The 22775-nt window shown below is 65.5% G+C and carries 23 protein-coding genes and 1 tRNA gene; 17 read left to right on the top strand and 7 right to left on the bottom strand.

Annotation, left to right across the window (positions count from 1 at the left end):
• Positions 1 to 23: 23 nt before the first annotated feature.
• A tRNA-Asp gene (locus tag ACYQ4T_RS22240) sits at positions 24 to 100 on the bottom strand.
• A gap of 142 nt (positions 101 to 242) precedes the next feature.
• Here ACYQ4T_RS22240 and ACYQ4T_RS22235 point away from each other — a divergent pair.
• Positions 243 to 632 carry a GFA family protein gene (locus tag ACYQ4T_RS22235; protein WP_459858791.1) on the top strand — a complete coding sequence of 130 codons (390 nt, stop codon included), beginning with the start codon at positions 243 to 245 and terminating at the stop codon, positions 630 to 632.
• Positions 633 to 635: 3 nt separating this feature from the next.
• On the opposite strand, the gene ACYQ4T_RS22230 is transcribed toward ACYQ4T_RS22235, so the two are convergent.
• Positions 636 to 968, bottom strand: coding sequence for a hypothetical protein (locus tag ACYQ4T_RS22230; protein WP_459858790.1), 333 nt, complete (start codon positions 966 to 968; stop codon positions 636 to 638).
• A gap of 157 nt (positions 969 to 1125) precedes the next feature.
• Between ACYQ4T_RS22230 and ACYQ4T_RS22225 the strand changes: the two genes are divergently transcribed.
• The 6 genes from ACYQ4T_RS22225 (at position 1126) to ACYQ4T_RS22200 (ending at position 7191) form a co-directional block, all read left to right on the top strand.
• Positions 1126 to 1350: a hypothetical protein gene (locus ACYQ4T_RS22225; RefSeq protein ID WP_459858789.1), complete on the top strand. Its 225-nt coding sequence runs from the start codon at positions 1126 to 1128 to the stop codon at positions 1348 to 1350.
• Positions 1351 to 1439: 89 nt separating this feature from the next.
• On the top strand, positions 1440 to 2030 hold the full coding sequence (locus tag ACYQ4T_RS22220; RefSeq protein ID WP_459858788.1) for a hypothetical protein: 591 nt from the start codon (positions 1440 to 1442) through the stop codon (positions 2028 to 2030).
• A gap of 2 nt (positions 2031 to 2032) precedes the next feature.
• Positions 2033 to 2242, top strand: coding sequence for a hypothetical protein (locus tag ACYQ4T_RS22215; protein WP_459858787.1), 210 nt, complete (start codon positions 2033 to 2035; stop codon positions 2240 to 2242).
• 87 nt (positions 2243 to 2329) lie between these two features.
• A complete protein-coding gene (locus ACYQ4T_RS22210; RefSeq protein WP_395022529.1) occupies positions 2330 to 2566 on the top strand; it encodes a hypothetical protein in 237 nt (78 codons plus the stop codon).
• Positions 2567 to 2902: 336 nt separating this feature from the next.
• The gene (locus tag ACYQ4T_RS22205; RefSeq protein WP_459859200.1) at positions 2903 to 4057 is read left to right on the top strand and encodes an efflux RND transporter periplasmic adaptor subunit; all 1155 of its coding nucleotides are present in this window, start codon (positions 2903 to 2905) and stop codon (positions 4055 to 4057) included.
• 59 nt (positions 4058 to 4116) lie between these two features.
• On the top strand, positions 4117 to 7191 hold the full coding sequence (locus ACYQ4T_RS22200; protein ID WP_459858786.1) for a MexW/MexI family multidrug efflux RND transporter permease subunit: 3075 nt from the start codon (positions 4117 to 4119) through the stop codon (positions 7189 to 7191).
• A gap of 261 nt (positions 7192 to 7452) precedes the next feature.
• Here ACYQ4T_RS22200 and ACYQ4T_RS22195 read toward each other — a convergent pair whose 3' ends face one another.
• A complete protein-coding gene (locus ACYQ4T_RS22195; protein ID WP_459858785.1) occupies positions 7453 to 7587 on the bottom strand; it encodes a hypothetical protein in 135 nt (44 codons plus the stop codon).
• Positions 7588 to 7913: 326 nt separating this feature from the next.
• Here ACYQ4T_RS22195 and ACYQ4T_RS22190 point away from each other — a divergent pair, with 326 nt between their 5' ends.
• Positions 7914 to 8078 (top strand): hypothetical protein, encoded by a 165-nt coding sequence (locus tag ACYQ4T_RS22190; RefSeq protein ID WP_459858784.1) that lies wholly within the window; start codon positions 7914 to 7916, stop codon positions 8076 to 8078.
• 6 nt (positions 8079 to 8084) lie between these two features.
• Here ACYQ4T_RS22190 and ACYQ4T_RS22185 read toward each other — a convergent pair whose 3' ends face one another.
• Positions 8085 to 8450 (bottom strand): hypothetical protein, encoded by a 366-nt coding sequence (locus ACYQ4T_RS22185; RefSeq protein WP_459858783.1) that lies wholly within the window; start codon positions 8448 to 8450, stop codon positions 8085 to 8087.
• 190 nt (positions 8451 to 8640) lie between these two features.
• On the opposite strand from ACYQ4T_RS22185, the gene hutU reads away from it, so the two are divergent.
• The 4 genes from hutU (at position 8641) to hutG (ending at position 13025) form a co-directional block, all read left to right on the top strand.
• Positions 8641 to 10311, top strand: a complete 1671-nt coding sequence (gene hutU / locus ACYQ4T_RS22180; RefSeq protein WP_459858782.1) for a urocanate hydratase — start codon at positions 8641 to 8643, stop codon at positions 10309 to 10311.
• A gap of 145 nt (positions 10312 to 10456) precedes the next feature.
• Positions 10457 to 11668: an imidazolonepropionase gene (gene hutI / locus ACYQ4T_RS22175; protein ID WP_459858781.1), complete on the top strand. Its 1212-nt coding sequence runs from the start codon at positions 10457 to 10459 to the stop codon at positions 11666 to 11668.
• Entirely contained in the window at positions 11665 to 12231 is a 567-nt protein-coding gene (locus ACYQ4T_RS22170; protein WP_459858780.1) for a HutD/Ves family protein, read from the top strand. Before hutI ends, ACYQ4T_RS22170 begins: the two co-directional genes overlap by 4 nt.
• Entirely contained in the window at positions 12228 to 13025 is a 798-nt protein-coding gene (gene hutG / locus ACYQ4T_RS22165) for an N-formylglutamate deformylase (protein ID WP_459858779.1), read from the top strand. Before ACYQ4T_RS22170 ends, hutG begins: the two co-directional genes overlap by 4 nt.
• A gap of 284 nt (positions 13026 to 13309) precedes the next feature.
• Here hutG and ACYQ4T_RS22160 read toward each other — a convergent pair whose 3' ends face one another.
• Entirely contained in the window at positions 13310 to 14674 is a 1365-nt protein-coding gene (locus tag ACYQ4T_RS22160; RefSeq protein ID WP_459858778.1) for a formimidoylglutamate deiminase, read from the bottom strand.
• 86 nt (positions 14675 to 14760) lie between these two features.
• Here ACYQ4T_RS22160 and hutC point away from each other — a divergent pair, with 86 nt between their 5' ends.
• The 5 genes from hutC (at position 14761) to ACYQ4T_RS22135 (ending at position 20197) form a co-directional block, all read left to right on the top strand.
• On the top strand, positions 14761 to 15480 hold the full coding sequence (hutC, locus tag ACYQ4T_RS22155; protein ID WP_459858777.1) for a histidine utilization repressor: 720 nt from the start codon (positions 14761 to 14763) through the stop codon (positions 15478 to 15480).
• A gap of 180 nt (positions 15481 to 15660) precedes the next feature.
• Positions 15661 to 16281: a hypothetical protein gene (locus ACYQ4T_RS22150; protein WP_459858776.1), complete on the top strand. Its 621-nt coding sequence runs from the start codon at positions 15661 to 15663 to the stop codon at positions 16279 to 16281.
• A 94-nt stretch (positions 16282 to 16375) separates the two neighbouring features.
• On the top strand, positions 16376 to 18244 hold the full coding sequence (locus tag ACYQ4T_RS22145; protein WP_459858775.1) for a PAS domain S-box protein: 1869 nt from the start codon (positions 16376 to 16378) through the stop codon (positions 18242 to 18244).
• 115 nt (positions 18245 to 18359) lie between these two features.
• Positions 18360 to 19850 (top strand): GMC oxidoreductase, encoded by a 1491-nt coding sequence (locus ACYQ4T_RS22140; protein WP_459858774.1) that lies wholly within the window; start codon positions 18360 to 18362, stop codon positions 19848 to 19850.
• The gene (locus tag ACYQ4T_RS22135; RefSeq protein WP_459858773.1) at positions 19847 to 20197 is read left to right on the top strand and encodes a hypothetical protein; all 351 of its coding nucleotides are present in this window, start codon (positions 19847 to 19849) and stop codon (positions 20195 to 20197) included. The genes ACYQ4T_RS22140 and ACYQ4T_RS22135 overlap by 4 nt, the downstream gene beginning before the upstream one ends.
• Here ACYQ4T_RS22135 and ACYQ4T_RS22130 read toward each other — a convergent pair.
• Together ACYQ4T_RS22130 and ACYQ4T_RS22125 are read right to left on the bottom strand one after the other, a co-directional pair.
• Entirely contained in the window at positions 20194 to 21873 is a 1680-nt protein-coding gene (locus ACYQ4T_RS22130; protein WP_459858772.1) for a formate--tetrahydrofolate ligase, read from the bottom strand. The two genes, ACYQ4T_RS22135 and ACYQ4T_RS22130, sit on opposite strands and share 4 nt — an antisense overlap.
• 169 nt (positions 21874 to 22042) lie before the next feature.
• Positions 22043 to 22774, bottom strand: a complete 732-nt coding sequence (locus ACYQ4T_RS22125; RefSeq protein ID WP_459858771.1) for a hypothetical protein — start codon at positions 22772 to 22774, stop codon at positions 22043 to 22045.
• Position 22775 lies beyond the last annotated feature (1 nt).

The raw sequence follows: 22775 nt of genomic DNA, 5'->3' as shown, positions 1-22775 counted from the left end.
ATTCCCGGTTACGGAATCAAGAATGGCGCGAGCGACGGGACTTGAACCCGCGGCCTCCGGCGTGACAGGCCGGCGCTCTAACCAACTGAGCTACGCCCGCGCATTTCGTGCCTTGAAGAGAAGATCGGTGATCCGGCAGAGCGGGTCGATCCGGCAGCGGCGCCGATGTACCCGTCCCCGGGGGTGGTGTCAACAAATGTATCGGGAGTTTGTCTCGGGCCGCTATTCTGCCCGCGATGCCCATGACCAGCCGAACCGCCGCCTGCGCCTGCGGCCAGCTCACCGTGACCTGCCGGGGCGAGCCGGTCGCGGTTTCGCTTTGCCATTGCCTGGCCTGCCAGCGGCGGACCGGCAGCAGCTACGGCATCGCCGCCTTCTTTCCCCGCGCGGCCGTGACGGTCGCCGGAGAGATGCGTGATTTCACCCGCCCGTCCGACAGCGGTTTCGACGTCACCCATCATTTCTGCCCGGGTTGCGGCAGCACCGTCTGGTGGGAGCCCCGGCGCAAGCCGGAGCTCGTCGCGGTGGCGAGCGGCGCCTTTGCCGATCCCACGTTTCCAGCGCCGACCCAGAGCGTGAACGCGGCACATCGGCATCCCTGGGTCGATCTCGCGATCCCGCCGAGACCCTGACGATTACTCCGGGCAGCGGTAGGCGTATTTGAACGACTGCTCCTGGCAGCTCATCGCGTCCACCCTGCCCTTCGGCCGGCTCTCGAAGTAGAGGTAGCGACCGCCTTCGCGGCAGCGCACGAGGTAAGCGTCCCATTGACCGCTCTCGGTCTCGCCGAGCGGCGTGAATGAATCGACGGCGTCGCACCGGTAATCCTGCGCCCGGAGCGTGGCGAAAATCTTCTTGTTGTCGATCGGCGCCAGCGGGTCGACCCGGGCGCGCTCGTGGCGCATGCCCTGGTAGAGCAGCACCAGAACGATCGCCGCCAGCACCCCGATCACCGCTTTTGCAATCATTTCCCCGCCGCCGCGTCCCGCCGCATCGGTCCAAGCTAACACCGGCGGTTGTGACGGTGAAGCGGCGCGGCGGGCATCGGTCCCGGGCGCGCCAGGAAATTTCGCGGCGGCGGTCGGCGCGCTGCAACCAACGCCCGACTCGCTGCTTTCTTGCTGCATGGCGCAGGTCCTCCAAATCGATCCGGCGGTCTTCGAAGAAGCTCCGAGCCTCGCCTCGGTCGCCGATCCTGTTGCCGCCGCGCCAAGGCCTGTTGCCGAAGTGCAACCCCAGACGCCATCCCTGCCCGCCTGGTATCTGACGCCGGTCGTCGTCATCCCGCTCGCGGCCGCAACCTTCATCATCGGCAATGTGCTGTTGATGATCCCCTGGCAGGCGCTCTGACCGACCCCGCCGCGCGCCCCGCGACAAGACCGCTGTTCGGCGCCTTTGAGCACCGGTAATCTCACCCGGCGAGCGGTTCGGGGGGATTCATGCGGGCGTTGTCCGTTGCGGCACTGGCGGTTCTGGCGGCATTTGCGGCAGGCGATCGAGCAGCCGCGGAAGATCCACCCCTGGGCGCCGGCTGCGACGACGCGGTCGCGCGCGGCGTCTGGGAGCTGGCGATCGATCTTTGCTCGCCGGAGATGCTGCCCGCCGATGCCGCACCCGCCGTCAAGGCCCGGATCCTGCTCGGCCGCGCCAAGGCGTATCGGGAAACCGGCGACCCGGATCGCGCGGCCGCCGACGCGGCGGAAGCGCAGCAACTCGACCCCAACAGCGCCGCCGCCTTCCAGGCCGCGGAAACGCAGCGCACGACGGCCAAAGGCGCGCTGCAACAATCCCTGAAGGCTGCCCAGGCTTCGTGGGATCGCGGCGACACCGCCGGCGCCCTCGCCACGCTGGACCGGATCATCGCCGACAATCCCAACAGCGCCCAGGCCTATGCCCTCAGGGCCAGCATCTATCTTGCCCGCCGCGACGACGGCCGGGCCCAGGCCGATATCCAGAGCGCCACCCGGCTCGCCCGGAATTGCGCTTTGACGCCGAAGAAGCAGGTCTACGTCTTCACCTGTCCGGAGTGACCATGGACGAAGCCCTGACCTGGATCGTGTTGGTTGTTGCGGTCGCAATAATCGGCTTCCTGTTCGGCATGTTTGCCCTGCAAGGCGTCAAGGGCGCTGCAGAGTCGAAGACTCCGGTGCCCCGGTTTCCCGGCCTCACGCCGGAACAGACTTTCGGCCTGGGCGGCGTGGTCCTGATGGCGGGCGGCCTCCTGCTCGTGGTCTGGCACTAACCAGCCCGACTCGGTTGTATTTCCGACTATAATCCTCTCGGAATGGCTGGTGGACCGGAGCGCCTATGTTCTCTTATTGTTCCTGTCATGCCGAACCCGAGGATCCGCAACTGGAAGCCGCTCTCCAGCCTGAAAAAGGGCGAGGTGCTGGAGTTCGAATGCGGCCGCTGCCATCGGACCGGACTGGTCACGTTGCTGCAACTCATCCGCCGCAACATCAGCCTGGACACGCCGATCGACGCCCTGGCGCGGAAGAGCTTCTGCAAGCGCTGCGGCTGGCCGGACCAGCGGAATCGGGTGCGGGTGCGGAACGGGCGGGATTGAGGGGAAGCGAGGGGTTCTGCCGCGCTCACCGGCAATCTACTTTACACGCCCAGTGAACTGATTAGTTTACCCGCCGCCCGGGATATCCATGTCTCCGTCCCGGGTTCTTTCGCGGCGGGCGCGAAAGGCGCCACCGAATGCACCACGGGACGCGCCGGGTTTTGTCGATTCGGCAGTGGATCAAACGACGTGCTGGAGAAGCCGGTCGATCAGCCGGCGCTTGAAGAATTTAGACCAAGATCATCCCAAGGACCATCTATGGACAGCGTTCATCCGGGCGACCCCCAAGGACTTCGGGCGGGCGAGCCTCATGCGAGCCCTTCGGGCGTGAACCGGATGCCGCCGCCGCCCGGCTGGGGCCGGCGTAGTTTCTGGTTCCTGTTCGTGCTGGTGATCGCCGCTTTGCTGATCGGCGGCGCCTATTACTACGAATACACGGTCAAGCCGGCGATGATGGCGCAGTTCTTCCAGCCGCCGCCGCCCGCGCCGGTCGAGACCGCGATCGCCCAGACCGAGGACATGCCGCGCTTCTTCGAGAGCATCGGCACCCTCACTGCCGCGCAGCAGGTGACGGTCTCGCCGCAGCTCGACGGCCGGGTCGAGAAGATCAACTTCGAATCCGGGCAATGGGTGAAGGCCGGCGAGGTGCTGGTGCAGCTCGACGACAGCACCCAGCGCGCCGACCTCGCCACCTACCAGGCCCAGGCGCGGCTGGCGGCCGCCAACTTGAAGCGCACCAAGGAGCTTGCCGCCAAGCAGTACAGCTCCAAGCAATCGGTCGATCAGCTGCAGAGCGAGCTCGACCAGGCGCATGCCGGCATCGCCAAGTCCCAGGCGATCATCGAGCACATGGTGGTAAAGGCGCCGTTCAGCGGCATGCTCGGCATCCGCCAGGTCAATCTCGGGCAGTACCTGGCGCCGGGCACCGAGATCGTGACCCTGACCGATCTCGATACCCTCTACGTGGATTTCTCCCTGCCGGAGCAGAACCGCGCGGAAATCTCGATCGACCAGGCGGTGGAGTTCCGGCTCGACGCCTTCCCCGACCAGGTGTTCCGCGGCGAGGTCGCCGCGATCGACCCGCAGGTCGATCCCAACATGCGCGCGGTCAAGGTGCGCGCGGCGCTCGGCAACGCGGACCACAAGCTGCAGCCCGGCATGTATGCCCGGATCCGCGCGATCCTGCCGCCGCAGCCCGGTGTGGTGACGATCCCGGAACCGGCGGTGGATTACACGGTCTACGGCGAATCCGTGTTTCGCCTCACGCCGGTGCCGGACAAGAAAGACCCGAACGGCAAGCCGGTCTACAAGGCCGAGCAGACCTTCGTGACCCTGGGCTCGCGTTTCGACGGCAAGGTCGCGGTGCTGAAGGGCGTCGCCCAAGGCGAGATGGTCGTGGTCGGCGGCCAGTTGAAGCTGCACAACGGCGCCGAGGTGATCCTGTCCGACCAGAAGAGCCTGCAGAACCCTGTCGAAATGCCGAAGGAATGATTGTGCGCGCCGCCATGAACCCAGTCTGTGGCACCCCCGCTCTCACCGAGGATCGCTAGATGCGCTTCACCGACATCTTCATCCGCCGTCCGGTGCTGGCGACCGTGGTCAGCCTGCTGATCCTCTTGATCGGCGCCCGCGCCTTCTTCGATCTCACGGTGCGGCAGTATCCCGAGCTGCAGAACACGGTGATCCAGGTCACCACCAGCTTCCCCGGCGCCGATCCCAACCTGATGCAGGGTTTCATCACCCAGCCGATCGAGCAGGCGGTCTCGAGCGCCGAGGGCATCGACTACATGACCTCCTCCTCGACCCAGGGCCTCTCCACGGTCAGCGTCTATGTCCGCCTGAACTACGATCCCAACAAGGCGATGACCGACGTCATGGCCAAGGTGCAGCAGGTGAAATACCTGCTGCCTCAGGAATCGAACGACCCGGTCATCATCAAGCAGACCGGCGACACCACCGCGATCATGTATATCGGCTTTGCCTCCAGCGAATTGAACGAGGCGGCGATCACCGACCATCTCAGCCGGGTCGTCCAGCCCCTGCTGGCCACGATCGACGGCGTCGCCAATGCGGAGATCCTCGGCGGCCAGACCTTCGCCATGCGTCTCTGGCTGGATCCCTCGCGAATGACGGCGCTCGGCGTCACCGCCTCCGACGTCGCCGATGCCATTCGCGCCAACAACTTTCAATCCGCGCCGGGCCAGACCAAGGGCTACTTCACCGTCTCCAGCATCACTGCCAACACCGATTTGAAGTCGCTGGACGAGTTCCGCAAGATGGTGGTGCGGGCCGCAGGCGGCACCCTGATCCGCCTGCAGGACGTCGGCACGGTCGATCTTTCGGCGCAGTCCTACGATTCCAACGTGATGATGAACGGCCAGCACGCGGTCTTCATCGGCGTGCAGTCGACCCCCACCGGCAACCCGCTGAACATCGTCGAGGACATCCGCGCCATGGCGCCCGACCTCGAGCGCAGCCTGCCGCCGACGGTGACGATGGGCATCGCCTACGACTCGACCAAGTTCATCAAGTCGTCGATCGCCGAGGTCGAGCACACCCTGGCGCTCGCGGTCGGCATCGTCATCGTGGTGATCTTCCTGTTCCTCGGCACCTTCCGCTCGGTGGTGATCCCGGTGGTCACCATTCCATTGTCTCTGATCGGCGCCTTCGTGATCATGCTGGCCTTCGGCTTCAGCATCAACCTCCTGACCCTGCTCGCCATGGTGCTGGCGATCGGCTTGGTCGTCGACGACGCGATCGTCGTCGTCGAGAACATCCACCGCCATATCGAGGAAGGGCTCACGCCGGTCCAGGCGGCGCTGCTCGGCGCCCGCGAGATCGCGGGTCCGGTCATCGCCATGACCATCACCTTGGCCGCGGTCTATGCGCCGATCGGCTTCCTCTCGGGACTGACCGGCACCCTGTTCCGCGAGTTCGCCTTCACCCTCGCCGGCACGGTGGTCATCTCGGGGATCGTGGCGCTGACACTCTCGCCGATGATGTGCTCGGTGCTGCTGAAGCGCGGCATGAACGAGGGTTGGTTCCCGCACCTCGTCGACCGCACCTTCGGCGCGACCGAGCGCTTCTATGCGCGGCGACTGAATGCCAGCCTCAACCACCGCGCCGCGGTGACCTTGTTCGGCGCGGTCATCATGGGGCTGCTCGCCTTCTTCTACCTGCATGCCCGCGCCGAGCTGGCGCCGGACGAGGACCAGGGCGTCATCTTCGCCATGGGCAAGGGGCCGCAATACGCCAATCTCGACTACACCAAGGTGTTCAGCGACCAGGTCGACAAGGTCTATTCATCCATCCCGGAGACCACCAGCCGCTTCATCGTGAACGGCTTCAGCGGCCTCAATTCCTCGATCTCGGGCATGGTGGTGAAGGAATGGGAGGACCGCAGCCGCGGCATCCAGCAGATGCTCCCCGAGGTCCAGGGCAAGCTCAACCAGATCACCGGCATGCAGGTCTTCGCCTTCAACCTGCCGTCGCTGCCGGGCGGCACCGGCGGCCTGCCGGTTTCCATGGTGATCAGCGCGCCGGAGGACTTCACCGAAATCTACAAGAACATGGAAGTCCTGAAGCAGAAGGCGCAGGCGAGCGGCCTCTTCATGGTCACCGACAGCGACCTCAACTTCAACAGCCCGATGGTCCGGGTCAACATCGACCGCGCCAAGGCCAGCGACATGGGCATCACCATGCAGGCGATCGGCGACACCATGGCGCTGATGGTCGGCGGCAACTACGTCAACCGCTTCAACCTCAACGGCCGCTCCTACGAGGTCATTCCCCAGGTCCCGCGCGGGGAACGGCTCACGCCCGAACGCCTGACCGACTACTACGTGCGCACCGTCAGCGGCGACCTGGTGCCGCTCTCCACCGTGGTGTCGGTGGGCAGCGGCATCGACCCCAACGCCCTCACCCACTACAACCAGCTCAACTCGGCGACCTTCTCGGCGGTGCCGAACATCGGCATTACCATGGGCCAGGCGGTCGATTTCCTGAACCAGACCGCCGACGAGGTGCTGCCGGCCTCCTATCACCGCGACTTCCTCTCGGAATCGCGGCAGTTCACCCGCGAAGGCAACCAGCTCGCCATCACCTTCGTTTTCGCCTTGATCATCATCTATCTGGTGTTGGCGGCGCAATTCGAGAGCCTGCGCGACCCGATCGTGATCCTGGTCAGCGTGCCGCTGGCGATCACCGGCGCGATGGTGCCGATGTTCCTGGGGATGCAAAGCCTGAACATCTACACCCAGGTCGGTTTGGTCACGCTGATCGGCCTGATCAGCAAGCACGGCATCCTGATGACCGAGTTCGCCAATCAGCTGCAGCGCAAGGAAGGCCTCGACCGGCGTTCGGCGATCCAGCAGGCCGCGGTCGTGCGCCTGCGGCCGATCCTGATGACCACCGCCGCCATGGTGGTCGGCCTTATCCCGCTGCTGATGGCGACCGGCGCCGGTGCCGCCAGCCGCTTCGCGATCGGCATCACCATCGTGCTCGGCATGGGCATCGGCACGCTGTTCACCTTGTTCGTGCTGCCGACCTTCTACACCCTGCTCGCCACCGACCACCGCGAAGCGAAACGCGAAGGCCGCAAGAGCGAGATCGAAGCGGTGTCGTAAGACGCCGAGCGTTGGATCTTCTTCCGGCGCGCCTTCTGAATCGCTAAGGCTGCATCAACCCCCTCCCTCACCCGCCCCCATCTTGGGGGCGGAAGGTGGCAAGAATCATCGCGACCGGCTGCAATCCTCGCATTCACGCAGAACCGCCTCTGCATAGAATCCCTTCCCCCAAGATGGGGGAAGGCTAGGAAGGGGATTGATGCAGCCGTGATGTCGCAGCAAGCGCGCGCGATAGTTCCAGCGCTAAAGCGCGAGGAGGCCTCAGGCCGCGCCTTTGTCCCGGCAAGGCACGATGGCGCATTTGGCAAGGCGCGCGACGTCGACAATCGCCGGGCCGAGCGCGGCGAGCACGATCAGGACGGCCAGGGCCGCGTTGCAGGTCGTGACGTTCAACATGGCGATCCTCCTCATGTCGATTCTGGGAGAGCGCCACGGTCGATCCGGGACGCCAATCGGCACCCCGTCATCATACGGTCTCAGCACCGCTTGGCAAAGTGCGCTGCAACAAGAGTGACGGTCGTCATGCTTTTTCCCGCTCCTTCTTTGGTCGCAAGCGGGCGTCATCGAAGCGAAACCACCACGACGACTGTGGAGATTCACCCGGCATCCAATGCGCTTCATCAACGAAAGTGCGCCTGAACGAGATTCAGTTGGAACGCCGGGGGCCGGCGCACATTTCGTTGAGACACCGTATTCGGGCCACGACCAGATTCGGATTTCCCATGCAGACGCCCCGCCCCGACCATTTCACCTACCCGCATGGCAGCCCCGCCGACAAGGCTGGGCAGGGTGAAATTGTCCTCAGAAAACCGTGGATGCGCGCCGTCTTCATCAGCGGGCTGGTCGGTGCTTTCGCGCTCGGCCTTGCCCTCACGCTCGCCGGCTGAGACCGCTCAGTTCGTCTCCTGATTGACGGATCCGTCCGGCGCCACCATCACGTTGACCGCATTGCCGCCGCTGCGCGCCTGGGCGTGCCAGACATTGTCACAGCCCTTGTTCAGGCCGGTGATGTCGGTATAGCCGGCCGCTTCCAGCTTCGCCTTGGCCTGCGCCGCGGTCGAGCTGTCGATCTTGTCGCCCGCCGCGCAGTTGTTGCCCGGTTGCGGCGAGACCGTCGCCTCCTGGGCGCCTGAGGGCGGCGCCATCAGAATGCAGGTGATCAAGGCAAGCAGCAGCGTCAGCAGCACCGTCTTCAGGAAGGTCGTGTCCTTGGCATAGGCCTCATGCAGGCGACCGGGTCTGGATTGGATGGCTCTCATGGTTTCATCCCTGGTGTCGGCGATGGGACCGGCCCCAGGCCGATCTCCGTGCCCGACTCAACAGCGCAGCGGGCCAAGTTGTTGCATGGATTCGCGGTCAATTCATGACGTTGGCGTGTCACCCTTGCGACGGATTTCCCGGAGTGATACCAAGGCAGCTTGTATATACAAGTTGAGGGACGATGCTCCTATGAATGCGCCCGTCACCAACCAGCGGGTGATCCGCGCCCCGCGCGGCACCCAGCTCAGCGCCAAGTCCTGGATGACCGAGGCGCCCTTGCGCATGCTGATGAATAACCTCGACCCGGAAGTCGCTGAAAATCCAGCAGAACTGGTGGTCTATGGCGGCATCGGCCGGGCCGCCCGCAACTGGGACTGCTTCGACAAGATCGTGTCCACGCTGAAGGAGCTGAACGAGGACGAGACCCTGCTTATCCAGTCCGGCAAGCCGGTCGGCGTTTTCCGCACCCACAAGGACGCCCCACGGGTGCTGCTGGCGAACTCCAACCTGGTCCCCCATTGGGCGACCTGGGAGCATTTCCGCGAGTTGGATGCCAAGGGCCTCATGATGTACGGCCAGATGACGGCCGGCTCCTGGATCTACATCGGCAGCCAGGGCATCGTGCAGGGCACCTACGAGACTTTCGTCGAAGCCGGCGTGCAGCATTACGGCGGCGACTTGAAGGGCCGCTGGATCCTGACCGGGGGTCTGGGCGGCATGGGTGGCGCGCAACCGCTGGCCGCGGTTTTCGCCGGCGCCTCGATGCTGGCGGTCGAATGCGAGCCGTCGCGGATCGAGAAGCGGCTCGAGACCCAGTATCTCGACACCAAGGCCGCGAGCCTCGACGAGGCGATGGCGATCCTCGACAAGGCGAAGAAAGACGGCAAGGCGATCTCGGTCGGGCTGCTTGGCAATGCCGCGGAAGTCTTCCCGGAAATCCTGAACCGCGGCATCCGCCCCGACATGGTGACCGACCAGACCAGCGCCCATGATCCGCTGAACGGTTATCTCCCCGCCGGCTGGAGCCTCGCCAAGGCCGCGGAGATGCGGGTGAAGGATCCCGCCGGCACGGTGAAGGCCGCGAAAGAGTCGATGGCCCTCCAGGTCAAGGCGATGCTCGGCTTCCAGAAGCTCGGTATCCCCACCTTCGACTACGGCAACAACATCCGCCAGATGGCAATGGAAGCCGGCGTCGCGAACGCCTTCGATTTCCCCGGCTTCGTCCCCGCCTATATCCGCCCGCTGTTCTGCAAGGGCGTCGGTCCGTTCCGCTGGGCCGCGCTCTCGGGCGAGGCCGACGACATCTGGAAGACCGATGCCAAGGTCAAGGAGCTGATGCCGCACGACCAGCATCTGCACAACTGGCTCGACATGGCGAAGCAGCGGATCAAGTTCCAAGGCCTGCCCGCCCGCATCTGCTGGGTCGGCCTCGGCGATCGCGCCCGCCTCGGACTCGCCTTCAACGAGATGGTCGCCAAGGGCGAGCTGAAGGCGCCGATCGTGATCGGCCGAGATCACCTCGACAGTGGCTCGGTCGCCTCGCCCAACCGCGAAACCGAAGGCATGCAGGACGGCTCCGACGCGGTCTCCGACTGGCCGCTCTTGAACGCGCTGCTGAACACGGCCTCCGGCGCCACCTGGGTCAGTCTCCATCACGGCGGCGGCGTCGGCATGGGCTTCTCGCAACATGCCGGCATGGTGATCGTCTGCGACGGCTCAAAGGAAGCGGCCGCACGACTGGAGCGCGTCCTCACCAACGACCCCGGCACCGGTGTTATGCGCCACGCCGACGCCGGCTACCAGATCGCCCAAGACTTCGCCCGCGAGAAGGGCCTGAACCTGCCGATGCTGGGGAAGTGATCGTCGTGCATTCAGTATGTGGCACCCCCACCCAATCCTCCCCCAAAGTTGGGGGAGGCCTTTGCACCGCGCTTACTTCTCCCTCCCCCGTCTTCGGGGGAGGGTTGGGGTGGGGGTGCCGCAAACTCGCTTTTGCCAGACGCAAATGACCCACGACCTCCTCCTCGAAAACTGCAACGCCGCTACAATGGCCGGCGACGCGCCCTACGGCGCGATCGAGGATGCCGCGATCGGCATCACCGCCGACCGCATCACCTTTATCGGCTCGCGCAAAGAAGCGGGCGCGGCCAGACAGCGCATCGACCTCAAGAACCGCTGGGTCACCCCGGGCCTGATCGACTGTCACACCCATATCGTCTACGGCGGCGACCGCGCCAACGAGTTCGAGCTCCGGCTCAAGGGCGCCACCTATGAAGAGATCGCCAAGGCCGGCGGCGGCATCGTCTCGACGGTGAAGGCGACCCGCGCCGCCAGCGAGGAAGAACTCGTCGCCGGCGCCGCGAAACGCCTGGCGCCGCTGCTGACGGAAGGCGTCACCACGATCGAGATCAAGTCCGGCTACGGTCTCGACCTCGAGACCGAGCGGCGGATGCTCAGAGCCGCGCGGACCCTCGGCAGGACGCTGCCGGTCACCACCCGCGCGACCTGCCTCGCCGCCCATGCCTTGCCGCCGGAATACCAGTACCGTTCCGACGCTTATATCGACCTGGTCTGCAACGAGATCACGCCGACCTTGGCGAAAGAAGGCCTGGTCGATGCGGTCGATGTGTTCTGCGAGAAGATAGCCTTCTCCGCCGAACAGACCCGTCGCGTCTTCGACGTCGCAAAGAACCTCGGCATCCCGGTGAAGCTCCATGCCGAGCAGCTCTCCGATCTCAATGGCGCGGCGCTGGCGGCCGAATACGGCGCGCTCTCGGCCGAGCATCTGGAATGGGCCAACGACGCCGGAATCGCCGCCATGGCCAAGGCCGGCACCGTCGCGGTCCTGCTGCCCGGCGCCTTCTACGCGCTGCGCGAGACCAAGCTGCCGCCGATCGACGGTTTCCGCAAGCATGGGGTCAACATGGCGCTGGCGACCGACAGCAATCCGGGCAGCTCCCCCGCTCTCTCCTTGCTGCTGATGCTCAGCATGGCCTGCACCTTCTTCCGCTTCACGCCGGAGGAAGCTTTGCGCGGCGTCACGGTGAACGCCGCGAAGGCGCTTGGACTTTCCAAGACCCATGGCACGATCGAGGCCGGCAAGGCGGCCGACTTGGTCGTGTTCGACATCGCGCGGCCCGCGGAGCTCGCCTATTGGATCGGCGGCACACCGACCGCGGCCGTCATGCGCGCCGGCCAATGGAGCCGCCAGCCGTGAAGCTCACCCATCTCACCTCCGCCGACTACAAGGTGATGCCGTGGAAGAACGGCGGCGGCACCACGACCGAACTCATGGCGGAGAATGCCGGCGGTGCGGAAGGCTATGACTGGCGCTTGAGCATCGCGACGGTCTCGGCATCCGGCCCGTTCTCCGATTTCAGCGGCTATGACCGCAGCATCATGCTGGTCGAGGGCAAGGGCTTCACCCTGGAATTCGCCGAGGCCGGGACGCATCACCTGGTGCGGAGCTTCGAGCCTCTGCGCTTCGACGGCGCGTGGCATGCCGAGTGCACCTTGATCGACGGTCCGGTGAAAGACTTCAACCTGATCGCCCGAAAGAACGTGCATGCCGTGCTGGAGGTGCTGCGCGTGACGGCGACGGAGACGCTCGCGCCGGCACGCACCACCGTGCTGCATCTCTTCCGCGGCCAGGTCACCGCCGCCGACCGCGACCTGGTCGCCGGCGACAGCCTCCGCATCGACAACGCCTCCGACGGCCTGGAGCTGATGGCCTTGCGGCCCTCGATCCTGGCCGCGATCCGGATCGGCGGCCCCGCATGACCACCGCTCTGCCCCGTCCCTACCACTTCTTCCAGGGTCAGACGCCGCTGCTGATCTCCATTCCCCATGTCGGCACCGACTTGCCGCCGGAGGTGGAAGCGGGCTTGAGCGATGCGGCGCGGCCCCTGCCCGACACCGACTGGCACCTGACCCGGCTCTATGATTTCGCCGGCGCGATGGGGGCAAGCGTGCTCGGCGCTCGCTATTCGCGCTTCACCATCGACCTCAATCGTCCGCCCGATGACAAGCCGCTCTACGCCACGGCGACGACCGGCCTCTATCCCGACATCCTGTTCGACGGCACGCCGGCGTTCAAGCCGGGCGCCGCACCCAGCGCCGAGCGGCGCGCCTTCTATCTCTCCGAGATCTGGCGGCCCTATCACGAGAAGATCGGTGACGAGCTCCGGCGCATCAAGCAGCGCTTCGGCTATGCTGTTCTGTTTGACGCCCATTCAATCCGCGGCAGCATCCCGCGGCTGTTCGATGGCGAGCTCCCCGACTTCAATATCGGGACCAACGAGGGCAGGAGCGCGGCGGCGGATCTGACGTCAAGTCTTGCGGCTGTCTGTTCCGCACCCGGCTATCGTCATGTCGTGAACGGCCGGTTCAAGGGCGGATACATCACGCGCAACTACGGCAATCCCGCTAACGGAATTCATGCCGTGCAACTCGAGCTCGCGCAGCGCACCTACATGCGCGAAGCGCTGCCCTTCGATTACCTCGAGGCGCAGGCGGAGAAGGTGCGGCCGGTGCTTCGCAAGTTTGTGGAAACGCTCATCGCTTGGAAGCCTTAGGTCTCGGCGAAGAATATTCGTGAATTCGAGCAACGGCGTTGCTTGGGAACGCAAAGAGAACTATAATCGCTAGATCGGCCCAGATCGCGAAACCCAGGTTACCGCGAGCAAGCCGCCGTGGCTGTGCTTCGCATGCCATTCCACCCGCCGATCATGCGTTTGCATAGACAGTGCATGTACAGAATCGCGATCAGTTTACAGAATCGCGATCGGTTGCAGTTCTCGCATGGGCCGCACCGGTTGCTATGCATTGACCGCTTGAGAAGGGGCCGCTGCGCCTCGCACTAATCCTCGAACAGCGGCCGCATCGCCGCGGCGAAGGCGCGGCCGGCTTCGATCTCGTCGGGATGGCGGCCGTCCTGGATCACCCAGTCCCCGGCGACCATGACGTCGCGGATCATCCGGCTGGCGCCGGCAAAGATCCATCGGCCGAGGATGTCGTCGGCTTTCACATTCGCGAGCAAGGGATGACGGCTGTCGAGCACCAGCAGATCCGCCTTGGCCCCCGCCTCGATGCGGCCGACTTTCTGCCCGAGCGCGAGCGCGCCGCCTTCGAGAGCGGCTTCATAGAGGAAGGTGCCGATATTGGCCTGGTTGCCGCCATGCAAGCGGTTGCGCCGCTCATGCTTCAGCCGCTGGCCGTATTCCAGCCAGCGCAGCTCCTCCAAGGCCGTGACCGAGACATGGCTGTCGGAGCCGATGCCGAAGCGCCCGCGCTGCTCCAGGTAGGCGACCGCCGGAAAAAGACCGTCGCCGAGATTGGCTTCGGTGGTGGGACAGAGGCCGACCACGGCGCCGCTCTTGGCCATCGCCGTGACTTCGGCCTCGTCGGCATGGGTGGCGTGGACCAGGCACCAGCGCTGGTCGATCGGCCATTTGTCGTAGAGGAACTGGATCGGCCGCTTGCCGCTCCAGGCGACGCAGTCGTCCACTTCCTTCTGCTGCTCGGCGATGTGGATGTGGATCGGCTGACCCGGCCGCATGCCCTGCAGCACGCCAGTCATCTCCTCGGGGGTCACGGCGCGCAGCGAGTGGAAGCTCGCGCCCAGGGCCGCGCGACCGTCGACGCAGTCCGATTCCAGGCTTTCGAGCAGGCCGAGATAGGCCTCCGGGTCATGGATGAAGCGGCGCTGAGCGGCGCTCGGATCCTTCCCGCCGAAGCCGCCATGGGCATACATCACCGGCAGCAGGGTGACGCGGATGCCGGTCGCTTCCGCGGCGTTGAGAATGCAGCGCGACATCTCCGCGGGGTCGGCATAAGGCCGGCCGTCGACATCGTGATGCAGGTAATGGAACTCGGCGACCGAGGTATAGCCGCCCTTCAGCATCTCGATATAGAGGAAGGCCGCGATCGCGCCGACCTGGTCCGGCTGCAATCGTCCGACCAGGCGATACATCAGCTCGCGCCAGGACCAGAAACTGTCGTCGGGATCGAGCGCCACTTCGGTAAGGCCCGCCATCGCGCGCTGGAAGGCATGCGAATGCAGGTTGATCATGCCCGGCAGGACGGGGCCGTTCACCCGCTGCTTGCCGTCGGCGGAGGCGCCCGCCGCGACCTTGGCGATCGTGCCGTCCGGCGCGACGTCGATCGCGACATTCCGAGCCCAGCCGTCCGGGAGCAGCGCCTGTTCGGCGAAGAGAGTTGCCATCAGCAGCTTCCACTCATTTGTCTGTACATGTATAGAAGTCTAGGAAGTTGTCTATATCTACATTTCTTGTCTGTGGATGAGGTTTCGTGAACGCCGACACGCCTTCCGCGCTGCCGCGCTACAGTCAGATCAAGCGGATGATCTCGTCCCGGATCCAGTCCGGCGACTGGCGCCCCGGCGACCGCATCGCCTCCGAGGCCGAGCTTGTCCGCGACATCGGCGTCAGCCGGATGACCATCAACCGGGCCCTGCGTGAGCTCACTCTCGAGGGCCAGCTGATCCGGGTCCAGGGCGTCGGCACCTTCGTCGCCGAAAGCAAGGCCCAGTCGGCCCTGTTCGAGGTCAAGAACATCGCCGACGAGATCCACGCCCGCGGCAGCCGCCACGAAGCCAGGGTTATTCTCCTGCGGCGCGAGGCTGCCAGCGAGCAGACCGCGCGGCTCTTCGAAATGAAGCCCGGCGACGAGGTCTATCATTCGACGCTGCTGCATCTCGAGAACGACGTGCCGATCCAGATTGAGGACCGGCTGGTCGATCCGCGCATGGCTAAGGACTATCTGCAGCAGGACTTCACCCGGATCACGCCCTTCGTCTACCTGACCGAGGTGGCGCCGATCTCCGAGGCCGAGCACGTCATCGAAGCCGTGCTCCCCGAGGCGGAGGAACGGCGCCTGCTCAAGATCCCGGCCAAGGAACCCTGCATCCGCCTGCATCGCCGCACCTGGAGCGACGGCAAGCTGGTCTCCTGCGTCGATCTCACCTATCCCGGCAGCCGCTATCGGCTGAGCGGGCGCTTCCGAGCGTAAGCGCGATCTGGTTGCGGCTTGCGGCATTTGCCTAAACTTCTCGAGAGCATGCGTCTCAAGGACTCTGCGCCCGCTTTCTTAACGGAACTTGAACGCGCCTCCCCGGCGATCGGTTCTTGAACCAGAGCATGGGGTTGCGCGACCATCCGACAGGAATATGCCTTTCAAGGGAGTCGCCCCGTGAAGTCCTCCGCTCTGCGCGCCGTCATCTTGGGCCTGGTCCTGGTCTTCGGCCCGACCGCCTGCCTCTCCAGCGACGCGCCCAATCTCTCCGCCGGAGATCTCGTCGAGCCGGCGGGTTTCGGCGGCGCCTATTTCGCGAGCGCCTTCCCCTACGATCCGTCGGACAACGAGACCGGTACCCTCGACGCCCAGGTCGAGGCGATCGGCGAGCGCAGCTATCGCATCACCTTCATCGAGGGCGAGCGCAAGGATGCGCCGGTTCTGCTGCGCATGCTGAAGCTCAACGATGGCCGGCTGCTCGGCGTGTTCACCGATCCCGATCCGGCCAAGGGCGCGCTCTACACGATCGCCTCGCAAGCCTCGAACGGCGGCTGGGTGTTCCGCAATGTCGAGTTCAATCCGGAACGCCGCGACCGGACCTTGCGCGATGCACTGATGCGCCATGGCGCCAGCGCGGTTGCGTTCGACGATGCGCATGACGAGATCAAGGGCAGCCTGACCGCCGCCAATCTGCGGGCCTTGTTCTCCGATCCTGACTTCACCGCGGCCCTGACGATGGAACACGGCTTCCGGCTTTCGCCGAGGATTCCGGCGGTCACCACCAACGCCTTGGATTAATCGCCTACACGCACAAAGAGCGTTACACTAGGCGCGGGTCCGGAATATAATCCGGCGGAAGGCCCCTCGCCGGGGCGCCGATCCTGCGTGCCGAATGAACCTGCGGTCACCGACGCCCCTGCTCCGCTACGGCTCCGCCGTAGCCGCCGTGATCCTCGCGATCCTTGCTCGGCAACTGCTCGATCCCTGGATCGAGGACCGGCTCCCCTTTGCCTTCCAGTATGTCGCCCTCGCCTTCGTCGCCTGGTATGGCGGCTTCGGGCCCGCCGTCCTTGCGCTCATCCTGGGCGCCCTGGGCACGCGCTACTTCATCCTCGTCCCGCGCGGTTCATTCTCGCTCGAAAACGAGCAGCAAATCTGGGGCATCCTCCGCTACTTCATCGACGGCACGGCGATCGCCCTGCTGGGTTACGCGCTGAGCGCCGTGCGTCGCCAGACGACGGCCATGCGCGCCAGCGAGACGCGCTACCGCCAGCTGGTCGAGTTCACCCTCGACGCGATCTGGATGCATACCGGCGACAAGCTCGTCTACCTCAATCCGGAAGCGGTGCGGATATTCGGCGCCGCCGATCCGGCCGAGCTGCTCGGCCGGCCGGTGGACGACATCATCCATCCTGATGAACGCGCCCGGGCGCTGGAGCGACGCAAGATGATGCGCAGCACCGGCAAGCGGGCGCCGCTCACGGTGATGAAGTTCCAGCGCGCCGACGGCACGCCGGTCCTGCTGGAAGTGCAGGCCTCGCCGATCGAGTATGAAGGCCAGCCGTCGATCGTCGCGATCGGCCGCGACGTCACCGAACGCATCCGCCTCGAGGAGCAGCTGCGGCAGTCGCAGAAGCTCGAGGCCGTGGGCCAGCTGACCGGCGGCATCGCCCACGATTTCAACAACCTGCTGACCATCATCGTCTGCAATCTCGACCTGATGAAGGAGCTGCCGAAGGTCCCGCCGTCGGCCATGCAGTCGATCGACCTTGCCCTGAACGCCGCCTTGCGCGGCGCCGACCTCACGCGACGGCTGGTCGCCTTCGCCCGGAGCCAGGCGCTGGTGCCGCAATCCTTCAGCCTCAACGACCGCGTGACAGCCACCGTCGACCTGCTGCACCGGACCCTCGGCGAACAGGTCGAGATCAAGCTGGTGCTCGAACCTGATCTCTGGCCAGCCATGGCCGACCCCAGCCAGTTCGAATCCGCCTTGGTCAACCTCGCGATCAATGCGCGCGACGCCATGGAACAGAGCGGGCGCCTCACCGTCGAGACCGCCAACACCCATCTCGATGAGGATTACGTCCGCCGCAACCCGGAAGTCGCGGTCGGCGACTACGCGGTGCTCTGCGTCTCCGATACCGGCAGCGGCATGACCGCGGAGGTGCTGGCCCGCGCCTTCGAGCCCTTCTTCACCACCAAGGCGTCGAAAGGCACGGGCCTGGGCTTGAGCATGGTCTACGGCTTCGCCCGGCAGTCGAAGGGTCATGTGAAGATCTACAGCGAGCCCGGCCGCGGCACGACGATCCGGCTCTATCTGCCGCGCGCGCTCGCCAAATCCGGCACTGCCGGCACGCGCAAACCGGACCAACTGCCGGCGGCCCGGCCGAACGAGCGGATCCTGGTGGTCGAGGACAATACCGAGGTGCGCGAGACCGTGGTGCGGCAGCTGCGCGATCTTGGTTACGACACGCTGGAAGCGCCGGGCGGCCAGGAAGCGATCGACATCCTCATCACCGACGAGCGCGTCGATCTGCTGTTCAGCGACGTGGTGATGCCGGGCGGCATGGATGGAACCCAGCTTGCCGAGGCCGCGACCGCGCTGCGTCCCGGCCTCAAGATCCTGCTCACCTCCGGCTTCGCCCGCGCCTCGATCCAGGATGGGGCGACCAGCGCCTATCTGAAGAATCTGCTCAGCAAGCCCTATCGCAAGACCGAGCTCGCGGAACGCCTGCGCTCCACGCTTGACGCCGCGGAGTAGCGCGGTTCCATGTTGCGACGGCATGGACGCCATGCTGCGGCAACGCGCCGCTGCAACCGGGCTGTCATGGAATCGACTTAAGGTCCCGAGCTGATTCAGCAGCGGACTTCCAGCGATGTTCATCGACGGACGGACACTCCCCACCGGCAGCGTGATCGAGACCGACATCGCCATCATCGGTGCCGGTGCCGCCGGCATCACGCTTGCCCGCGAGCTGCGCGACAGCGGCCGCGCGGTAACGCTGATCGAGAGCGGAGGCCTGGAGCTCGAAGCCGACACCCAGGCGCTCTATGAAGGCGAGAGCGTCGGCGTGGAATATCCGCTGGCGGAATCGCGCCTGCGTTATTTCGGCGGCACCACCAACCACTGGGGCGGCTGGTGCCGGCCGCTGCTGCCGCTCGATTTCGAGGGCCGCGACACGCTGGGCATCCCCGCCTGGCCCATCACCCGCGCCGATCTCGAGCCCTATTACCGTCGGGCTCAGTCGATCTGCCAATTGGGCGCCTTCGATTTCGACGACCCGGAGCCCTGGGAAGCCCGCACCGGTCTCGCCCCGATCGCCTTGCCCGGCGATGACCTGGTGACGCGCTTCTTCATCTACAGCCCGCCCACTCGCTTCGGCGCGGTCTATCGCGACGACGTCGCCAAGGCGGCGAACGTCCAGACCTATCTCAACACCAACGTGGTCGAGATTCTGCCGAACGAAGCGGCGAACCGGATCGAGCGGCTGAGGGTCGCGACCCTCGGCGGCAACGACTTCGAGATCCGGCCGAAGCTCTGCATCCTGGCGGTCGGCGGGATCGAGAACGCGCGACTGCTGCTGGCCTCGAACAGCGTGCAGGCGGCGGGCCTGGGCAATGGTAACGACCTGGTCGGCCGTTACTTTATGGAGCACCTGACGGCGCCGGGCGACGTGGCCGCGATCGCCCTCGCCGACGAGACGCGCATTCCCTACTACTACGTCCACACGCCGGACGTGGATCAGGCCAGCATGCGCGCCATCCTGATGCCCTCGGACGCCTATCTCCAGCGCAGCAACGGCCTCGGCATCAGCCTCTCGCTCTACGAAGCGCATAAGCCCGGCGCCGAGCCGCTCGAGCCCGCGATCATCGCCATGCTGAAGGGCCTCGGCGGGAATGCGGAGCGGACGGGCATGATCTATGGTGTCGCCTGCGCCTTGGAGCCCGTGCCCGCCGCGGAGAACCGCGTAACGTTGAGCCAGGACCGCGATGCCTTGGGCCTGCCGCGGTCGCGCCTGACCTGGCGCCCGACGCGCACCGAGCGCGACGCACTGACCCGCAACCTCGGCGCTCTCGCGCGCGGCTTCGGCGCCTGGGGCGGCGCCGTGAAGCTGCTGCTGCCGGAAGGCGCCAACTGGACCGATGACGAGATCGGCTGGGGCAACCACCATATGGGCACCACCCGCATGGCCGAAGATCCCAGGCAAGGCGTGGTCGACGCCAATGGCAGAGTGCACGGGATTGGCAACCTGCTGATCGCCGGCAGCTCGGTCTTTCCCTCCTGCGGCGCGGTCAACCCGACCTTCACCATCGTGGCGCTGGCGCTCCGCATGGCGGACCACATCAAAGGAGGCTCGTTCGGATGACGCTCACCCGACGCCATCTCCTGGCCGGCGCCGCGGCGCTGGCGGCGCTGCCGCGGCAGACCCTTGCGGACGAGGCGGATGCCCGCGAAGCGTTGCTGGCCCTACTGGCGGACCGCAACGCCACCGCCCGACTGGGCGCGGCCTGGGTGCAGCAGACGCTACAGCGACCGGAGGCGGTTTTGCGCAGCCTGCAGCAGCGCCTCGGCGGCGGTTCCAATAAACTGCAAGACGCCATTGCAGAGGATTTCCGCAATGGCGCCGTGGTGACGATCGAAGGCTGGCAGATCGCGAAGACGCAGGCCGAGCTCTGCGCCCTCGCTTATTTCGCGCTAATGGGTAGCCTCTAGAACAGCCCCTCGACCTCGCCGCGCTCGTTGAGCTTGATGTGGTTGGCCGAGGGGACGCGCGGCAGTCCGGGCATGGTCATGATCTCGCCGCAGATGACGACGATGAACTCGGCTCCGGCCGAGAGACGAATCTCGCGGATCGGCACCACGTGGTTCGAGGGAGCGCCCTTGAGATTCGGGTCCGTCGAGAAGCTGTACTGGGTCTTCGCCATGCAGACCGGATATTTGCCGAAGCCCATCTTCTCGAACTCGGCGAAGCGGTCGCGGACCACCTTGTCGGCGATGATGCCCTGGGCCCCGTATAGGTTCTGGGCGATGGTGCGGACCTTGTCCCAGAGCGGCATCTCGTCCGGATAGAGCGGCGCGAACTTGTTTGGCTTCTCGCAGAGCGCCACGACTGCATGGGCCAGCTTCTCAGTGCCGGCGCCGCCTTCGGCCCAGTGGTTGCACTCGAATGCTTCGGTGCCCAGCTCGGCGCAGAGCTGGCGGATCGCCGCCAGTTCCGCATCGGTGTCGGCGACGAAGCGGTTCAAGGCCACGATCGGGGTCACGCCGAACTTCTTCACGTTCTCGATATGGCGGGCGAGATTCGCCGCGCCCTTCTTCAGCGCCTCGACATTCTCCTTGCCGAGATCTTCCTTCGCCACCCCGCCATGCATCTTCAGCGCGCGAATGGTGCCGACGATGACCACGGCATTGGGCTTCAGGCCCGCCTTGCGGCACTTGATGTCGAAGAACTTCTCGGCGCCGAGATCGGCGCCGAAGCCGGCCTCGGTCACCACGTAGTCGGCGAGCTTCAGCGCCGCCTTGGTGGCGATCGCCGTGTTGCAGCCATGGGCGATGTTGGCGAAGGGGCCGCCATGGATGAAGGCCGGGTTGTTCTCCAGCGTCTGCACCAGGTTGGGCGCGATCGCGTCCTTCAGCAGCACGGTCATCGGGCCGTCGGCCTTGAGGTCGCGGGCATAGATCGGCTTCTTCTCGCGGGTATAGCCGACGATGATATTGCCGAGCCGCTTGGTGAGATCGTTGATGTCGGTCGAAAGGCAGAAGATCGCCATGACTTCCGAGGCGACGGTGATGTCGAAGCCGTCCTCGCGCGGGAAGCCGTTGGCGGTGCCGCCGAGCGAACCGACAATCGAGCGCAGCGCGCGGTCGTTCATGTCCATGACCCGGCGCCACTGGATTCGGCGGCTGTCGAAGCCGAGCTCGTTGCCCCAGTAGATGTGGTTGTCGATCAAGGCGGAGAGGAGGTTATGCGCGGTGCCGATCGCGTGGAAGTCGCCGGTGAAATGGAGATTGATGTCTTCCATCGGCACGACCTGGGCATAGCCGCCGCCGGCCGCACCGCCCTTCACGCCGAAGCAGGGCCCGAGCGAGGGTTCGCGCAGGCAGATCATGGTCTTCTTGCCGATCCGGTTGAGGCCGTCGCCGAGGCCCACGGTGGTGGTGGTCTTGCCCTCGCCCGCCGGCGTCGGGTTGATCGCGGTCACCAGGATCAGCTTGCCGTCCGGCTTCGAGGCCAGCGACTTGATGAAATCCATCCCGATCTTGGCCTTGGTATGGCCGTAGGGAATGAGATGCTCCTCGGGAATGCCGAGCTTCGACGCGATCTCGCGGATCGGCTTCATCTTGGCCTGGCGTGCGATCTCGATGTCGCTGCCGACTTTCTTGCTCATGGAATGCGCTCCTGACTTCCCTATGGGGCCGATTTGGGGGCGGGTCGGCCGATTAAATTGCCGAGAGATTAGTGGGCTTTAGTGACCCTTTTTTGCCTGGCCGCGACTGTTTCCCGTCGCTTTTCCGCCACAGCCCATTCCATCATGGCAAAGCCCTATGAGGGCTTCGTCACGTTTGGGCCTCGCCCAACCGGCGCAGGGCCTGGAGCCCGACCGGCGCACCGCCGAACTCGGACATGGCGTCGAGGACGGCGCCCCAGAGATACTCGGCGGAAGCGACGTCTGCCAAGAGGTGGAAGCCTGGAATCGCCCCCCGATCATCCCTAATGACGATGCCGCTCATCTTCGCCAGCGAGGTTTGCGCAATTTGGCCGGGCCGGAACTTGTGCGGCCGCAGGTCGACTCCGCAGATCTTGGCGAACATCTCCGGCGCCGCCGAACCGGTGATCATGAACCAGGCATGGCTGTCCTGCCGCGGCATCGGATAGCCGATCAGCGTCCTGGGCCTTTCCGTGCCCCAAGCCCAGGCGCCGTTAAGCTTCTCGATCAGGGCACCGGTCGCATCCAACCCGTCGATCAGGAAGATCTCGGTCGGCGCCAGGCGCGCCGCCAAGGCGCCGCCCTCCTGGCGGTAGGCCATGTTGCTGTCGGGCCCGATGGCGAGCCCCTGCCCTTGCAGCCAGTCGACCGTGCCTGCACCCTTGAAGCCGGTCCGCGGGAGGCCGGAAAGATCGGCGATCGCCATCTTCTGCGCCCTCACCAGCTCGGATTCCGGGCTGCCATAGTGCATCGGCACGGCGGCGTTGTTGATCACTTCGCAGAAGGCGCCGGCGGCCTGGGTCTCGCGGTAGATCGGCGAGCGGCGGATCTGATTCTGAGCGAAGACTTTCGGCAGGGCCATG

The sequence above is a fragment of the Dongia sp. agr-C8 genome, from assembly GCF_054658695.1.
Note: the sequence above shows the minus strand (reverse complement) of the source record. Positions and strands in the feature narration are given on the sequence as shown.

Bases quoted from the DNA above. Each gene is read 5' to 3' on its own strand.
- ACYQ4T_RS22225 (WP_459858789.1), top strand. From the start codon at position 1,126: ATGGCGCAGGTCCTCCAAATCGATCCGGCGGTCTTCGAAGAAGCTCCG.
- ACYQ4T_RS22125 (WP_459858771.1), bottom strand. From the start codon at position 22,774: ATGGCCCTGCCGAAAGTCTTCGCTCAGAATCAGATCCGCCGCTCGCCG.
- ACYQ4T_RS22210 (WP_395022529.1), top strand. From the start codon at position 2,330: ATGCCGAACCCGAGGATCCGCAACTGGAAGCCGCTCTCCAGCCTGAAA.
- ACYQ4T_RS22135 (WP_459858773.1), top strand. From the start codon at position 19,847: ATGACGCTCACCCGACGCCATCTCCTGGCCGGCGCCGCGGCGCTGGCG.
- ACYQ4T_RS22145 (WP_459858775.1), top strand. From the start codon at position 16,376: ATGAACCTGCGGTCACCGACGCCCCTGCTCCGCTACGGCTCCGCCGTA.
- ACYQ4T_RS22220 (WP_459858788.1), top strand. From the start codon at position 1,440: ATGCGGGCGTTGTCCGTTGCGGCACTGGCGGTTCTGGCGGCATTTGCG.
- ACYQ4T_RS22235 (WP_459858791.1), top strand. From the start codon at position 243: ATGACCAGCCGAACCGCCGCCTGCGCCTGCGGCCAGCTCACCGTGACC.
- ACYQ4T_RS22190 (WP_459858784.1), top strand. From the start codon at position 7,914: ATGCAGACGCCCCGCCCCGACCATTTCACCTACCCGCATGGCAGCCCC.
- ACYQ4T_RS22230 (WP_459858790.1), bottom strand. From the start codon at position 968: ATGATTGCAAAAGCGGTGATCGGGGTGCTGGCGGCGATCGTTCTGGTG.
- ACYQ4T_RS22200 (WP_459858786.1), top strand. From the start codon at position 4,117: ATGCGCTTCACCGACATCTTCATCCGCCGTCCGGTGCTGGCGACCGTG.
- ACYQ4T_RS22140 (WP_459858774.1), top strand. From the start codon at position 18,360: ATGTTCATCGACGGACGGACACTCCCCACCGGCAGCGTGATCGAGACC.
- hutI (WP_459858781.1), top strand. From the start codon at position 10,457: ATGACCCACGACCTCCTCCTCGAAAACTGCAACGCCGCTACAATGGCC.
- ACYQ4T_RS22195 (WP_459858785.1), bottom strand. From the start codon at position 7,587: ATGTTGAACGTCACGACCTGCAACGCGGCCCTGGCCGTCCTGATCGTG.
- hutG (WP_459858779.1), top strand. From the start codon at position 12,228: ATGACCACCGCTCTGCCCCGTCCCTACCACTTCTTCCAGGGTCAGACG.
- ACYQ4T_RS22185 (WP_459858783.1), bottom strand. From the start codon at position 8,450: ATGAGAGCCATCCAATCCAGACCCGGTCGCCTGCATGAGGCCTATGCC.
- hutU (WP_459858782.1), top strand. From the start codon at position 8,641: ATGAATGCGCCCGTCACCAACCAGCGGGTGATCCGCGCCCCGCGCGGC.
- ACYQ4T_RS22215 (WP_459858787.1), top strand. From the start codon at position 2,033: ATGGACGAAGCCCTGACCTGGATCGTGTTGGTTGTTGCGGTCGCAATA.
- ACYQ4T_RS22205 (WP_459859200.1), top strand. From the start codon at position 2,903: ATGCCGCCGCCGCCCGGCTGGGGCCGGCGTAGTTTCTGGTTCCTGTTC.
- ACYQ4T_RS22130 (WP_459858772.1), bottom strand. From the start codon at position 21,873: ATGAGCAAGAAAGTCGGCAGCGACATCGAGATCGCACGCCAGGCCAAG.
- ACYQ4T_RS22160 (WP_459858778.1), bottom strand. From the start codon at position 14,674: ATGGCAACTCTCTTCGCCGAACAGGCGCTGCTCCCGGACGGCTGGGCT.